This window comes from Streptomyces sp. NPDC086766, from assembly GCF_044746005.1.
Taxonomy (GTDB): domain Bacteria; phylum Actinomycetota; class Actinomycetes; order Streptomycetales; family Streptomycetaceae; genus Streptomyces.
The window spans coordinates 197,849-211,499 of the sequence record NZ_JBIVBI010000005.1 but is presented as its reverse complement, the minus strand read 5'-3'; the positions used below and the strand labels follow the sequence as shown (position 1 = coordinate 211,499).

The 13,651-nt window shown below is 70.9% G+C and carries 12 protein-coding genes; 7 read left to right on the top strand and 5 right to left on the bottom strand.

What is annotated here, in order from left to right:
- The first annotated feature begins 14 nt into the window (after positions 1-14).
- Both dnaJ and ACIPM1_RS11625 read left to right on the top strand, forming a co-directional pair.
- The gene (dnaJ, locus tag ACIPM1_RS11630) at positions 15-1,190 is read left to right on the top strand and encodes a molecular chaperone DnaJ (RefSeq protein ID WP_402432302.1); all 1,176 of its coding nucleotides are present in this window, start codon (positions 15-17) and stop codon (positions 1,188-1,190) included.
- A 5-nt stretch (positions 1,191-1,195) separates the two neighbouring features.
- Entirely contained in the window at positions 1,196-1,642 is a 447-nt protein-coding gene (locus ACIPM1_RS11625) for a heat shock protein transcriptional repressor HspR (RefSeq protein ID WP_402432951.1), read from the top strand.
- Between the two features lie 63 nt (positions 1,643-1,705).
- Here ACIPM1_RS11625 and ACIPM1_RS11620 read toward each other — a convergent pair whose 3' ends face one another.
- Positions 1,706-3,391 (bottom strand): PA14 domain-containing protein, encoded by a 1,686-nt coding sequence (locus ACIPM1_RS11620; RefSeq protein WP_402432299.1) that lies wholly within the window; start codon positions 3,389-3,391, stop codon positions 1,706-1,708.
- Between the two features lie 296 nt (positions 3,392-3,687).
- Here ACIPM1_RS11620 and ACIPM1_RS11615 point away from each other — a divergent pair, with 296 nt between their 5' ends.
- Both ACIPM1_RS11615 and ACIPM1_RS11610 read left to right on the top strand, forming a co-directional pair.
- Positions 3,688-4,794 (top strand): sugar ABC transporter substrate-binding protein, encoded by a 1,107-nt coding sequence (locus ACIPM1_RS11615; protein ID WP_402432296.1) that lies wholly within the window; start codon positions 3,688-3,690, stop codon positions 4,792-4,794.
- 325 nt (positions 4,795-5,119) lie between these two features.
- Positions 5,120-6,163 (top strand): helix-turn-helix transcriptional regulator, encoded by a 1,044-nt coding sequence (locus ACIPM1_RS11610; RefSeq protein ID WP_356184774.1) that lies wholly within the window; start codon positions 5,120-5,122, stop codon positions 6,161-6,163.
- Here the strand turns inward: ACIPM1_RS11610 and ACIPM1_RS11605 are convergent.
- On the bottom strand, positions 6,126-7,136 hold the full coding sequence (locus tag ACIPM1_RS11605; protein WP_402432293.1) for a helix-turn-helix transcriptional regulator: 1,011 nt from the start codon (positions 7,134-7,136) through the stop codon (positions 6,126-6,128). The genes ACIPM1_RS11610 and ACIPM1_RS11605 overlap by 38 nt on opposite strands.
- A gap of 292 nt (positions 7,137-7,428) precedes the next feature.
- On the opposite strand from ACIPM1_RS11605, the gene ACIPM1_RS11600 reads away from it, so the two are divergent.
- A complete protein-coding gene (locus ACIPM1_RS11600) occupies positions 7,429-7,764 on the top strand; it encodes a hypothetical protein (RefSeq protein WP_356184768.1) in 336 nt (111 codons plus the stop codon).
- Between the two features lie 148 nt (positions 7,765-7,912).
- On the opposite strand, the gene ACIPM1_RS11595 is transcribed toward ACIPM1_RS11600, so the two are convergent.
- Positions 7,913-8,329, bottom strand: a complete 417-nt coding sequence (locus tag ACIPM1_RS11595; protein WP_356184766.1) for a TIGR03618 family F420-dependent PPOX class oxidoreductase — start codon at positions 8,327-8,329, stop codon at positions 7,913-7,915.
- A 131-nt stretch (positions 8,330-8,460) separates the two neighbouring features.
- Here ACIPM1_RS11595 and clpB point away from each other — a divergent pair, with 131 nt between their 5' ends.
- Positions 8,461-11,058, top strand: a complete 2,598-nt coding sequence (gene clpB, locus ACIPM1_RS11590) for an ATP-dependent chaperone ClpB (RefSeq protein ID WP_402432948.1) — start codon at positions 8,461-8,463, stop codon at positions 11,056-11,058.
- Positions 11,059-11,173: 115 nt separating this feature from the next.
- On the opposite strand, the gene ACIPM1_RS11585 is transcribed toward clpB, so the two are convergent.
- On the bottom strand, positions 11,174-11,689 hold the full coding sequence (locus tag ACIPM1_RS11585) for a hypothetical protein (protein WP_402432289.1): 516 nt from the start codon (positions 11,687-11,689) through the stop codon (positions 11,174-11,176).
- 137 nt (positions 11,690-11,826) lie between these two features.
- On the opposite strand from ACIPM1_RS11585, the gene ACIPM1_RS11580 reads away from it, so the two are divergent.
- On the top strand, positions 11,827-12,363 hold the full coding sequence (locus ACIPM1_RS11580; RefSeq protein WP_356184760.1) for a YbjN domain-containing protein: 537 nt from the start codon (positions 11,827-11,829) through the stop codon (positions 12,361-12,363).
- A 157-nt stretch (positions 12,364-12,520) separates the two neighbouring features.
- On the opposite strand, the gene ACIPM1_RS11575 is transcribed toward ACIPM1_RS11580, so the two are convergent.
- Positions 12,521-13,591: a zinc-binding dehydrogenase gene (locus ACIPM1_RS11575; protein WP_402432284.1), complete on the bottom strand. Its 1,071-nt coding sequence runs from the start codon at positions 13,589-13,591 to the stop codon at positions 12,521-12,523.
- Between the last annotated feature and the right edge of the window lie 60 nt (positions 13,592-13,651).

The window sequence follows — 13,651 nt, the reverse complement described above, 5'->3', positions numbered from 1 at the left end:
GAGGGACGTCGGGGATGAGCACCAAGGACTTCATCGAGAAGGACTACTACAAGGTCCTCGGCGTCCCCAAGGACGCCACCGACGCCGAGATCAAGAAGGCGTACCGGAAGCTCGCCCGCGAGTTCCACCCGGACGCCAACAAGGGCAACGCCAAGGCCGAGGAGCGCTTCAAGGAGATCTCCGAGGCGAACGACGTCCTCGGCGACCCCAAGAAGCGCAAGGAGTACGACGAGGCCCGCGCCCTCTTCGGCAGCGGCGGGTTCCGCCCGGGGCCGGGCGCGGGCGGCGGCTCCTTCAACTTCGACCTGGGCGACCTCTTCGGAGGCGGCGCCCAGGGCGGGGGCGCCGGCGGCTTCGGCGGCGGCATAGGTGACGTCTTCGGGGGCCTGTTCAACCGCGGCGGCGCGGGCGCCACACGCACCCAGCCCCGGCGCGGCCAGGACATCGAGTCCGAGGTCACGCTGAGCTTCACGGAGGCCATCGAGGGCGCGACGGTTCCGCTGCGCATGTCCTCGCAGTCGCCGTGCAAGGCCTGTTCGGGCACCGGCGACAAGAACGGCACGCCGCGCGTGTGTCCGACCTGTGTCGGCACCGGGCAGGTGGCGCGCGGCTCGGGCGGCGGGTTCTCGCTCACCGACCCCTGCCCGGACTGCAAGGGCCGCGGCATGATCGCCGAGCACCCGTGCGAGGTGTGCAAGGGCTCGGGCCGTGCCAAGTCGTCCCGGACGATGCAGGTGCGCATCCCCGCGGGCGTCTTCGACGGCCAGCGCATCCGGCTGCGCGGCAAGGGCGCGCCGGGCGAGCGGGGCGGCCCCTCGGGCGACCTGTACGTGGTCGTGCACGTGGGCGCCCACCCGGTCTTCGGCCGTAAGGACGACAACCTCACCGTCACGGTGCCCGTCACCTTCGCGGAGGCGGCCCTGGGCGGGGAGGTGCGGGTCCCCACGCTCGGCGGACCCCCGGTGACGCTGAAGCTGCCGCCGGGCACGCCGAACGGCCGGACGATGCGGGCCCGGGGCAAGGGCGCGGTCCGCAAGGACGGCACCCGCGGGGACCTGCTGGTCACCGTCGAGGTGAGTGTCCCGAAGGACCTGGCGGGGAAGGCTCGTGACGCACTGGAGGCGTATCGCGAGGCGACCGCGGGCGAGGACCCGCGGGCGGAGCTGTTCGAGGCCGCGAAGGGAGCATGAGTGAGATGGACGGCCGCCGCCGCAACCCGTACGAACTGACGGAAGAGACACCGGTGTACGTCATCTCGGTGGCCGCTCAGCTCTCCGGACTGCACCCTCAGACGCTCCGTCAGTACGACCGGCTGGGTCTGGTCTCGCCCGACCGCACCGCAGGGCGGGGCCGCCGCTATTCGGCCCGTGACATCGAACTGCTCCGTCAGGTGCAGCAGTTGTCGCAGGACGAGGGCATCAACCTGGCCGGCATCAAGCGGATCATCGAACTGGAGAACCGGGTCGTCGCGCTCCAGTCCCGAGTGGCCGAGCTGGAGGCGGCCCTGGACGGAGCCGCGGCCGCCATGCGTCAGCGGGAGGCCGCCGTGCACGCCTCCTACCGCCGGGACCTGGTCCCGTACCAGGAGGTCCAGCAGACCAGCGCGCTGGTGGTGTGGCGTCCCAAGAAGGCCAAGGACTGACCCGCCCGCGAGGGCCACGACGAAGGGGCCGGGAGGCGACAGCCTCCCGGCCCCTTCGTGTGGTCACGGGAACAGGATCGCGTAGTCGGCGCCGGGTGCCGACTCGGTGCCGTCCGCGTACCGCGCGGTCACCCAGTAGTAGCGGGTGGTGTCCGCGCCGGCCGTGGTGTCCACGTAGGTCTGCTGCTCGGTGGCCGCCAGCTTCTCGTACGCGCCCGTGGCCGGGTCCCAGCGGTAGACCTGATAGCCGGTGGCGTCCGCCACCGTGTTCCAGGACAGCGTGACGGGCGAGGTGCGCTGCGAGGCGGTGGTCGCATCCAGTTCGACGGGTGAGCCCTCGGGCGTGGCCACGCCGGGCGTGGTGTCGAGCTCGGTCGCGGTCACCACCTCGGGCGCGCGGGTCCACTGGTAGTGCGAGTTCCAGTCGTCGTCGACGGCGTCGACGAACATGCAGCGTTCCTCGCCGTCCGGCAGGGTGGCGTAGTCGTAGGAGGTGGTGTCGGTGAACAGCCACTCCACCTGGTGTGCGGAGCAGGCCCGCTCCTCGTCGTCGCCCACGATTTCGCCCGCGTAGACGACGTACCGCGCGAGGTCGGGGGTGGTGTTGGCGTCCCAGGCCAGGTGGAAGCCGTACCCCGTCGGCGTGATGGTCACCCCGGTCACGGCGGACGGCGGGGTGAGGTCGATGCGCCGGGCGCTGACGGCGGCCGGCGCGGACTCGTTGCCCGCCGCGTCGAGGGCGGTGACGCGGTAGTAGGAGGTGGCGCCCTCCACGGCCGAGGTGTCCAGGTAGGACGTCTCGCCGGTGCTGCCGGCCAGGGTGTACGCGCCGTCCGCGCTGGTTGCCCGGTAGACCCGGTAGGAGGCGGCGTCCGCGACCGGATTCCAGCCGATCCGCAGCCCGTCCGTCTCGGAGTCGGCGGTCGGCCCCGTGGGCGCGGCGGGCGGCGTGCGGTCGGCCGTGGTCACCGGTTGGTCCGCCGTGCCGGCCGAGGTGTTGCCCGCCTTGTCGTAGGCGCGGACCTCGTAGTAGTACGTCTGGCCGGTCACCGGCAGGGTCGCGTCGGTGTACGACGTCGTGGTGGTGGTGGCGAGCGGGGTGCCGCCGAACGACGTGCCCTTCAGACGCCGGTAGACGCGGTAGCCCCCGAGGTCCATCTCCTTGTTCTTCGACCAGCCGAGCCGGGCCTTGCCGGTCGCCGGGTCGTAGGCGGCCGAAGCCCCGGCCGGGGTGAGCGGCGCGACCTTGTCGATGTCGGCGGAGGTGCGCGGCTTGTAGGTGAAGGCGACGTTGGCCGTGCCCGTCCAGTTGACGAAGTCGACGCGGAGGGTGTGTTTGCCGGAGGGAACGGTGACGTTGACGGTCTTGCGCACCGTCGACGAGACGTTCTTCCACAGATCGATCTTGCGGACGCCGTCCAGGTAGACGCGGACGCCGTCCTGCGCGGACGCGGCGAGGGCGAAGGGACCGCCGGAGCCGAAGTCGCGGGTGACGGTCCAGCGGACGGCGAAGTAGTTGGAAGGCAGGCCGGAGGCGGGCGCGCCGGTGCCCCAGTTCTGGTCGATCGCGCTGTCGCAGTCCGTCTTCTTCGGGGTGCCGGAGAAGGTGGTGTTCGCGTAGAACTGCCGCTTGTAGACGGGGGAGGCGCAGCTGACCGCGGCCGAGGCCGGGACGGCGGCCGCGCAGAGCGCGCCGGCCGCGGTGGTGAGCACGAGGGCGGTGGCCGTCGTGCGTCTGGCTGGGTTCATTCGGTCCTCTGGTCGACGCCTGGACAGGCGGGCGAGACTTTCGTGATCACGACTCGCGGGGAATGGAATTGGTTGTACGGATCTTTGCCGCTCCGTTAACTGCCGTTGAGTGAAGGGTCCGTAACGCACGTTTGAAGGCGATTCCCCACCCCCTTCACAAGAGAAGCGGAGGGTGATGTTGTCATCTCGTTAAGTGGCATGGGTTGACGCCGGTACCCGCCTCCGCGTTGGCTTTTCAGTCACCTGGGGCGCAAAGTTGCGCCCGCGTCCGGAAGGCACCAGAAGTGAGCACCTCGATGCGTCGTATCGCCATAGCCGTGGCTGCGCCCACGCTGACCCTCTCGCTGGCCGCCTGCGGCGCGCTCGGTGTATCGGGGAGCGGCAGTGACGCCAGCCCGACCAAGGGCGACGACCTCACGGTGGGCCTGCTGCTGCCGGAGACGGCGAACACGCGCTACGACAAGTTCGACTACCCCATCTTCAAGGCCAAGGTGTCCGAACTCACCCGCAACCGGGGCAAGGTGGACTACGCCAACGCCGGTGCGAGCGCCGACAAGCAGATCAGCCAGATGCAGCGGATGATCGACGACAAGGTCGACATCATCCTGATCGACGCCGTGGACTCGCACTCCATCGCGGGCGAGGTGAAGAAGGCCAAGGAGGCGGGCATCCCGGTCATCGCCTACGACCGGCTGGCCGAGGGCCCGATCGACGCCTACATCTCCTTCGACAACGAGCTGGTCGGCGAGGTGCAGGGCCGCACCCTGCTGGAGGCCCTGGGCCGGGAGGTCGACAGCTCCTCCAAGATCGTCATGATGAACGGCTCGCCCACCGACCCGAACGCCAAGCAGTTCAAGGCCGGCGCGCTGTCCGAGCTCAACGGCAAGGTGACGGTCGCCAAGTCCTACGACACCAAGGACTGGAAGCCGGAGAACGCCCAGGCCAACATGACCGAGGCGCTCAACGAGATCGGCAGGAGCAACCTCGTCGGCGTCTACGCCGCGAACGACGGCATGGCGGGCGGCGTCATCAAGGCGCTGAAGGCCGCGGGGGTCACCAAGATGCCCCCGATCACCGGCCAGGACGCCGAACTCGACGCGGTCCAGCGGATCCTCGCCGGCGAGCAGTACATGAGCGTGTACAAGTCCTACCCGACCGAGGCGGAGGCCGCCGCCGAGATGGCCGTCGCCAAGGTCCAGGGCCGCGACATCCAGTTCGACTCCCTCACCCGGGACACGGTCAGCAGCCCGACCGACAAGAACATCCCGGCCCAGCTCGTCTCGGTGACCGCGCTCACCAAGAGCAACATCAAGTCCACCGTCATCGCCGACGGCATCTACAAGGTCTCCGAGATCTGCACGAGCCGCTACCGCGCGGCCTGCGCGGCCGTCGGCCTCAAGTAGTCCGCACCGCACGGCCGTAGACGCGCATCGCGCACAGCACACGAGGAGGCCCGGGACTCGGTCCCGGGCCTCCTCCGTGCGTACGACCCCCGGGGCGGGCGCACTTCGCGGGTGCGAACCGTTTTCCGGTGCGGGTGAAGGGGTGCCTCCGGGCGGGTCGCGGCGGGCGCTTCCACCTCGCTGCAATGCGCCAGCCGACGGCCGGTACACAGCGGGCGATACCGGTGGTTACCGGGGGGCACGGCGCAGGGAGCCGTGTTGCGGAGCCGGTCCCGTCCGCGCATAGTTGCGCTGCGGAAGACGGAAACCGGGGGTGTGATGGGCCATGGCCGGGCACGGGGCGGAGGGGCATCCTCACGGTGCTGACCGACTGTGCGAGGCCGGGGATCGCGTGTATTCCCGGGCCGTACGGCGGGGCCGTGTGGCGCGCCGGGACGCCGAGCCGGTGCCCTGCCTGCTGGAACTGGCGCTGCTGCACCCGGACCCCGACGACATGGACTTCCTGGTGCCGACCGCGCCGCAGGAGGTCATGACCCGGCTGCTGCGCGGGATGTACGACGAGGTCAGCGAGAGCCACCGGCGGGTGGGTTCGGTCGTCGCCGCCTTCGAGCGCTACGCCGGTCTCGGCCGTCCGGTCCCGTTTCCCTCCGCCGCCCTGGAGGGCACGGCGATCCGCGTCCTGGACGGACTGGCCCGTATCCAGGCGGCCATGGACGAGGCGACCGAGGCGTGCACCACGGAGGTGCTCACCGTCCAGCCCGGCGGCATCCGCCGCGAGCACGAGCTGTCGGAGGGCTTGCACCGCGCCCTGGCGCTGCGCGGCCGCGGGGTGCGGATGCGCGACCTGTACACGCACGTGGCCCGGCACGGCCAGGGTCTGCTCACCTACCTGGAGCTGATGGGCGACGCGGTCGAGGCGCGCACGCTCGACGAGGTGATCGACCGTCTGATCCTGTTCGACCGCACGGTCGCCTTCATCCCCGCCAACAGCGACCGCACGATGGCGCTGGAGCTGCGTCACCCCGCGCTGATCGAGTACCTGGTGACGGTCTTCGAACGCCTGTGGCGGCTGGCGATCCCGCTGACCGCGCCGCTGCCGGAGACCGGCATCGAGGGCATCTCCCACCGCGAGCAGTCCATCGCCGCGCTGCTGGCGGAGGGGCACCAGGACGCGGTGATCGCCGAACGGCTGGGGATCAGCGTGCGCACCTGCCGCGCCCACATCGCGCGGCTGTCGGAGACGCTGGGCGCGGCGAGCCGGACTCAGCTCGGTGTGCGCATCGCGCAGGCCGGCCTGGACGGGCCGCCGCGCACCTCCGCGCCGGCCCCGCTCACGGTTCCCGGTCCAGGATCCCGGACTGGGCGATGAGGTAGCCGAGTTGGGCCCGGCTGCCGCTGCCGAGAGCGGTGGCCAGCTTGGCTATGTGGGCCCGGCAGGTGCGGACGTTCATGCCCAGGCGGCGGGCGATGGCCTCGTCGACGTGGCCCTCCACGAGCAGTTTGGCGATGGAGTGCTGGATCTCGGTGATGCCGCCGGGGGCGGTCTCGTAGGGGGCGCCGGTGCTCAGCGGGACCGCCCGGTCCCACAGGAACTCGAAGAGCTTGATGAGGTAGCGGACGAGTCCCGGGTGCCGCAGCTCAAGGGCGACCTGCTGGTCGTCGCGGGCGGGGATGAAGGCGACGGTCTCGTCGCAGATGATCAGGCGCTCGACGAGTTCGTCGATGGTGCGGTACTCGGCCTTGCCGTCGGTCAGTTGCGTGCCGTAGGCGAGTTTCTCGGGGCTGAAGCGCGCGGTGTGCTGGTAGAGGGTGCGGATCCGGACGCCGCGTTCGGTCATCGGCCGGTCGCGCTCCAGCCCCTGGAGGATGCTGTCCTCGCTGCGGTTGCCGCTGGGCTGGATGGTGAGCATCTCCGAATGGCACTGGGCGGCGGCCAGGTTGAGGGCCGAGTTGATCCGCTCCCTGCCCTCCAGCACGGTGATGGCGTCCGTGCCGGCCGTGGCCTGCGCGCTGAGGGTCATGAATGGCTCGAATGCGTCCGACAGTTCGATCGACAACCGCCGCCGCTCGGTGATCTCCTGCTCGATGGGATTGAGCCGCTGGGCCAGCGCGGCCGCCGGAGGCACCGGGCGCAGCCAGCGCGCGTCCTCCGGGTCGGGGTGCAGCAGGGCGAACTCGACCAGACAGGGGGCGGACTCGACGTCGGCGCGGGAGACACGTCCCAGGCGCAGGGCGTGCGCGTAGAGACGGCCGCCTTCCTCGCACATCTGGGTCACCGCATGGGGATGTGTCGCCTTAGTGCGATTCGTTGTCAAATCTCCACCCCCCAGGGTCCTGAACATGCAGGAACATGATGCACCGATTGTGTGGCCATGACGTGCCCGAATGAGCCATCGTCGTAGTCGACGGGGGAAGAGGGGACCTTCAAGTGAGGACGAAGCCGACTATGCGTAAGAGAATGCTTCGCTCGGTGCTTGTAGCAGCCTTCACCACCGTTGTGGCCGTCGGTGCGCTGAGTGGCCTCGCGGGTGCGAAGGGTGATACCCGGGCGGACAGTGCCTGGCCGATAGCGCCTGTCAACAGCACATCCTTCGACAGTGGTGGAGCGCCGGCCGGCGCAGGTGGTGGCTCCAAGTGACCACGCCACCCGACGACCGCTCCTTCCGTCGCGAAATGGCCACGGCCTACCGCTCCGGCTGGCACTTCATCGACCTGGTCACCGCCATCCCCCACAGCGGTGACTCGTTGATGGTGACCGTGTTCGGCGAGCCGGTCGTGGTCACGCGGGACGAGGACGGAGACGTACGGGCGTACCGCTGTCTGCGACGGCCTCGGGGGGCGCCGCAGCCCGTGCGGTGTGCCATCCGGTACGGAATGATCTTCGTGAATCTCGACCAGCGGGACCATCGGCAGGTGGCGCCGGAACCGCATGACATCAGGACCATCTCAGCCACCCCCCGCAGTGCCTGACGCGATTCCCCCGTCGCAACAGATCGCTCAGGTGCTTCCCCCCGCAGCGGCGTCACCGTGACCTGAACACGGTGACGCCGCTGCAGTTTTCCCGGGAACCTCCAGGAATCTCCCGGTTCACGTGCTGGCCGAAAACCGGCGATCCGGCTCAGCCGCGCCCCAGGGCCCGTGTCACCTCGATCTCGATCACCACACGGGACGGGTTCGGCCGCGGCGCCCGCTCGTAGCGCTCGGCGTACCGCTTCTCCGCCTCCGCGATCCGCTCCGGCTCCGTCCGGACGTGCGCGCGCCCCTCCAGCGTCGCCCAGCGCCGCCCGTCCACCTGGCACACCGCGACCGGCGCGCCCTCGGCGCCGGCCGCCCGCACGTGCCGCACCTTCGCGCTGGACTTGTTCGCGACCACCCGGGCCAGCCGCGCCGCCGGATCGTAGGTCACCGCGACGGGGACGACGTGCGGGGTGCCGTCCGGGCGCAGCGTGGTCAGCGTGCACAAATGCCGTTCCCGCCAGAAGTCGCGGTAGGGCACGTCGGGATCGCCGGGGTTCTGGGCATATGTGGTGGCCATGGAACCGGAACTTAGCCCGCCAGGACTCCCGCGTGCCGCCTTGAGTGGAATAGACTCAACTTTGTGTACGCTGACTCAGTCAGTATTGGGAGATGTGGCAGAGCGCTGACGCCAAGGAGGAGAACGCGACCGTGGACGCCGAGCTGACCAACAGGAGCCGGGACGCGATCAACGCGGCCAGCAACCGGGCCGTGTCCGAGGGACACCCGGACCTCACCCCCGCCCACCTGCTCCTCGCGCTGCTCGAGGGGCAGGACAACGAGAACATCATCGACCTGCTGTCGGCCGTCGACGCCGACCAGGCGTCCGTCCGCTCCGGGACCGAGCGCGTGCTCGCCGGACTGCCCAGCGTGACCGGGTCCACCGTCGCGCCGCCGCAGCCCAACCGCGAGCTGCTCTCCGTGATCGCGGACGCGCAGAGCCGGGCCCGGGACCTCGGGGACGAGTACCTGTCCACCGAGCATCTGCTCATGGGCATCGCCGCCAAGGGCGGCGCGGCCGGCGAGGTGCTGTCCGGGCAGGGTGCCGGTGCGAAGAAGCTGCAAGAGGCTTTCCAGAAGGCGAGGGGAGGGCGCCGGGTGACCACACCCGACCCCGAGGGCCAGTACAAGGCCCTGGAGAAGTTCGGCACCGACTTCACCGCCGCGGCGCGTGAGGGCAGGCTGGACCCGGTCATCGGCCGGGACCAGGAGATCCGCCGCGTCGTGCAGGTGCTGTCCCGCCGCACCAAGAACAACCCGGTCCTCATCGGTGAGCCCGGCGTCGGCAAGACCGCCGTCGTCGAGGGCCTCGCCCAGCGGATCGTCAAGGGCGACGTGCCCGAGTCCCTGAAGGACAAGCGGCTGGTCGCGCTCGACCTCGGCGCCATGGTCGCCGGGGCGAAGTACCGCGGCGAGTTCGAGGAGCGCCTGAAGACGGTCCTGGCGGAGATCAAGGACTCCGACGGGCAGATCATCACCTTCATCGACGAGCTGCACACCGTCGTCGGCGCGGGTGCCGGCGGCGACTCCGCGATGGACGCGGGCAACATGCTCAAGCCGATGCTGGCCCGTGGCGAGCTGCGCATGGTCGGCGCCACGACCCTGGACGAGTACCGCGAGCGGATCGAGAAGGACCCGGCGCTGGAGCGGCGCTTCCAGCAGGTGCTGGTCGCCGAGCCGACCGTCGAGGACACCATCGCGATCCTGCGCGGCCTCAAGGGACGCTACGAGGCCCACCACAAGGTGCAGATCGCGGACAGCGCGCTGGTGGCGGCGGCCACCCTGTCCGACCGGTACATCACCTCCCGCTTCCTGCCCGACAAGGCCATCGACCTGGTCGACGAGTCCGCCTCCCGGCTGCGCATGGAGATCGACTCCTCGCCGGTCGAGATCGACGAACTCCAGCGCGCCGTCGACCGGTTGCGCATGGAGGAGCTGGCCATCGGCAAGGAGACCGACCAGGCCTCCAAGGAGCGGCTGGAGAAGCTGCGCCGCGACCTCGCCGACAAGGAGGAGGAGCTGCGGGGCCTGACCGCCCGCTGGGAGAAGGAGAAGCAGTCCCTCAACCGCGTCGGTGAGCTGAAGGAGAAGCTCGACGACCTGCGCGGCCAGGCCGAACGCGCCCAGCGCGACGGCGACTTCGACACCGCGTCCAAGCTGCTGTACGGGGAGATCCCCGGCCTGGAGAAGGAACTGGAGGCCGCCTCGGAGGCCGAGGAGGAGGCCGCCAAGGACACCATGGTCAAGGAGGAGGTCGGCCCCGACGACATCGCGGACGTCGTCGCCTCCTGGACCGGCATCCCGGCCGGCCGCCTGCTGGAGGGCGAGACGCAGAAGCTGCTGCGCATGGAGGAGGAGATCGGCAAGCGGCTCATCGGCCAGGGCGAGGCCGTCCGGGCCGTCTCGGACGCCGTCCGCCGCAGCCGCGCGGGCATCGCCGACCCGGACCGCCCGACCGGCTCGTTCCTCTTCCTCGGCCCGACCGGTGTCGGCAAGACCGAACTGGCCAAGGCGCTCGCCGACTTCCTCTTCGACGACGAGCGGGCCATGGTCCGCATCGACATGTCGGAGTACGGCGAGAAGCACAGCGTCGCCCGGCTGGTCGGCGCCCCGCCCGGATACGTCGGCTACGAGGAGGGCGGCCAGCTCACCGAGGCGGTGCGCCGCCGGCCGTACAGCGTGGTGCTGCTGGACGAGGTGGAGAAGGCCCACCCCGAGGTCTTCGACATCCTTCTCCAGGTGCTGGACGACGGCCGCCTGACGGACGGCCAGGGCCGCACGGTCGACTTCCGCAACACCATCCTGATCCTCACCTCCAACCTGGGCAGCCAGTTCCTGGTCGACCCCATCTCCAGTGAGGAGGAGAAGAAGGAGCAGGTCCTGGAGGTGGTCCGGTCCTCCTTCAAGCCGGAGTTCCTCAACCGGCTGGACGACCTGGTGGTCTTCTCCGCGCTGACGAAGGCCGAGCTGGAGCGGATCGCACAGCTCCAGATCGACCGCCTCGCCCAGCGCCTGGCCGAGCGGCGCCTGGCCCTGGAGATCACTCCGCAGGCCCTGGCCTGGCTCGCGGAGGAGGGCCTGGACCCGGCCTACGGAGCCCGGCCGCTGCGCCGCCTGGTGCAGACCGCCATCGGCGACCGGCTCGCCCGGGAGATCCTCTCCGGAGAGATCAAGGACGGCGACACCGTCCGCGTCGACCGCTTCGAGGACGGCCTGCTGGTCGGGCCGGCGACGGGGAAGACGCTGTAACCCGGGCCCGCTCCGCGGCCTCTGTCCGCCTCCCTGCGGCCCGTCCGCGGCCCGTCACCCAGGCAATGGGTGACGGGCCGCCGCCCGTCCCCCGGTGGGCGCTCGGCCGGCGGGGTCACACCGTGAACGCCGCGAAGTCGACCAGTGCGGTGCCGGCGTTCTCGTACTCCACCTCGATCTGTACGGCGTCGACGTGCACGGTCGCCGGGAGGCCCTGGGCGCGGCTCACATCCAGACACAGCTCCGCGTCGCCCTCGCAGAGGTCGGTCCTGGGTGCGGGGGCCTCCGGGTAGGTGCGGTGCAGCCACTGCGCGACGCCGGCTCGCGGCATCCGGAAGGTCGCCCGGTAGGAGACGTCCTGCCGGCTCTGCTCCACACACTCCCCGACCGGCCGGGCGCCCTCCGGGAGCACCGCCCCGCCGGACTCCAGCACCTCGGCGCACGCGACGGCCTTGGGCCCTCCGCCGAGTGGGTACTCGGAATCGGACAGGGCTATGCCCACGAAGCCGACCAGGAAGGGGAGCAGGGCCAGCGCCGGCAGCGCCGCGACCGCCGTCACCAGCCACCATCTGGTCCGGCCCCGCGGCGCCCCCGCGGTTCCGTCCGGCACCGGCGCTCCGCTGCGTGTCACGACCCCCACCTCCACCGCCAGACGTTCACCCGTCGGCCGGATCATGTCAGCCCAGGGCTGACAGGCCGCCGACAGGCTTGCCACCACCCTCCCCGCATGGGAGAGGATGGCGGGATCCGTACGAAGGGAAAAACACGGTGACCATCGACCCGTCCTCGATTCCGAACTTCGGGGGCCAGCCCGAGCCGCAGCCGCAAGGACCGGCGGGCCCCGTCGTCCCGGATCAGGACCTCGTGAAGCAGCTCCTCGACCAGATGGAGCTGAAGTACGTCGTCGACGACGAGGGCGACCTCGCGGCGCCGTGGGAGCAGTTCCGCACGTACTTCATGTTCCGGGGCGAGGCCGACCAGCAGGTCTTCTCGGTGCGGACGTTCTACGACCGGCCCCACAAGATCGACGAGAAGCCGCAGCTGCTCGAGTCCATCGACGACTGGAACCGGCGCACCCTGTGGCCCAAGGTCTACACCCACACCCACGACGACGGCACCGTCCGCCTCATCGGCGAGGCGCAGATGCTGATCGGCATGGGCGTGAGCCTGGAGCACTTCGTGTCCTCCACCGTCAGCTGGGTGCGGGCTGCGATCGAGTTCGACAAGTGGCTCGTCGAGCAGCTCGGCCTGGAGCAGGAGGTCAACGACTCCGACCAGCCCGGAGAGGGCGACGGCGAGGAGTAGTCCTCCCGGACCACCGGACACGCGCTGAGCGGGCGGGAGCCCGGCCAGGGCGCAGGCCATGACGGCCGGCGCCGGGGCCGGGCTCCCGCCGCGTTCCGGACCGCCTTCCGGACATGGCCTCGACCCCCTTACGCCGTACGGGTGGCCGCCGCACGGGCTATCCGGCGCCGCCGCCCGTCGGCTGTGGCGTGACGACGATGCGGACCGGGTTGCCTTCCTTCGTCCGCATCCGCTCCACGCCGAGGCCGACGTCCTCCAGGGGCAGGAGGCCCGAGACCGAGCGGGACAGGTCGAGGCGGCCGGCGGCCAGCAGGCGCATGAGCTGGGTGAGGTGGCGCCGGGTGTAGCCGTCGTGGCCGAGGACGGCGTGGTTGTTGTAGCCGAACATGATGGTGTTCTCGCCGAGGCGCACCGGCTCCCGCGACATGCCGATCACGACGGTCCGCCCGTACCGGCCGAGGCAGCCGACCGTCTGGTCGAGCGCGCGTCCGGCCCCCGACAGCTCGGCCGCCAGGTCCAGCCCGTCGCCGCCGGTGAGCCGCAGCACCTCTTCGCGGACGTCCGCGGTGGCCGGGTTCACGGCGTGGTCGGCCCCGACCTCCAGGGCCCGTTCGCAGGCGGCGTCGAGGGTGTCCACGGCGACGACCAGGCTCGCCCCGGCGAGGCGGGCGATCTGCACGGCGTGCACACCGAGGCCGCCGACCCCCCATACGCCGACGGTCTCGCCCGGGTGCAGCCCACCGCGGTCGACCAGTGCCGAGTAGGGCGTGGCCACCGCGTCGGCGCAGATCGCCGCCTGCTCGATCGGCACGTCGTCGGGCACGTTCACCAGCGTGGCGTACGGGACGACGACGTACTCCGCCCAGGCGCCGTCCCAGTGCTGCCCCATCGTCTGCGGGGCGGGACAGGCCAGCGCGTCTCCGCAGTGGGGGCAGGCCCCGCAGGACCTGCCCGGCGCGATGACCACCCGCCGGCCCGGCCGCCAGTACGGCACCTCGGAACCCACCGCGGCGATCGTGCCCGCCGGCTCGTGGCCCGGAGTGACCCGCTCCAGAGGGCACGGCAGGCTGCCGTCGATCATGTGCACGTCGGAGAGGCAGATGCCGCACGCCTCGACGCGCACCAGCACCTCGCTCGGCCCGGGCCGGGGCACGGGCACGTCCTTCTCCACGGTCAACCGGCCGTCCGCCCGCTCGAAACGGGCCGCCCGCATGGTCTCCGCCGCCATCGGCTCGCCTCCTCCGACCCGCCGGTCAGGAGCAGTTGACGGGTACGTACGTCCGTCCCG

Bases quoted from the DNA above. Each gene is read 5' to 3' on its own strand.
- dnaJ (WP_402432302.1), top strand. From the start codon at position 15: ATGAGCACCAAGGACTTCATCGAGAAGGACTACTACAAGGTCCTCGGC.
- ACIPM1_RS11625 (WP_402432951.1), top strand. From the start codon at position 1,196: ATGGACGGCCGCCGCCGCAACCCGTACGAACTGACGGAAGAGACACCG.
- ACIPM1_RS11620 (WP_402432299.1), bottom strand. From the start codon at position 3,391: ATGAACCCAGCCAGACGCACGACGGCCACCGCCCTCGTGCTCACCACC.
- ACIPM1_RS11615 (WP_402432296.1), top strand. From the start codon at position 3,688: ATGCGTCGTATCGCCATAGCCGTGGCTGCGCCCACGCTGACCCTCTCG.
- ACIPM1_RS11610 (WP_356184774.1), top strand. From the start codon at position 5,120: ATGGCCGGGCACGGGGCGGAGGGGCATCCTCACGGTGCTGACCGACTG.
- ACIPM1_RS11605 (WP_402432293.1), bottom strand. From the start codon at position 7,136: ATGTTCAGGACCCTGGGGGGTGGAGATTTGACAACGAATCGCACTAAG.
- ACIPM1_RS11595 (WP_356184766.1), bottom strand. From the start codon at position 8,329: ATGGCCACCACATATGCCCAGAACCCCGGCGATCCCGACGTGCCCTAC.
- ACIPM1_RS11575 (WP_402432284.1), bottom strand. From the start codon at position 13,591: ATGGCGGCGGAGACCATGCGGGCGGCCCGTTTCGAGCGGGCGGACGGC.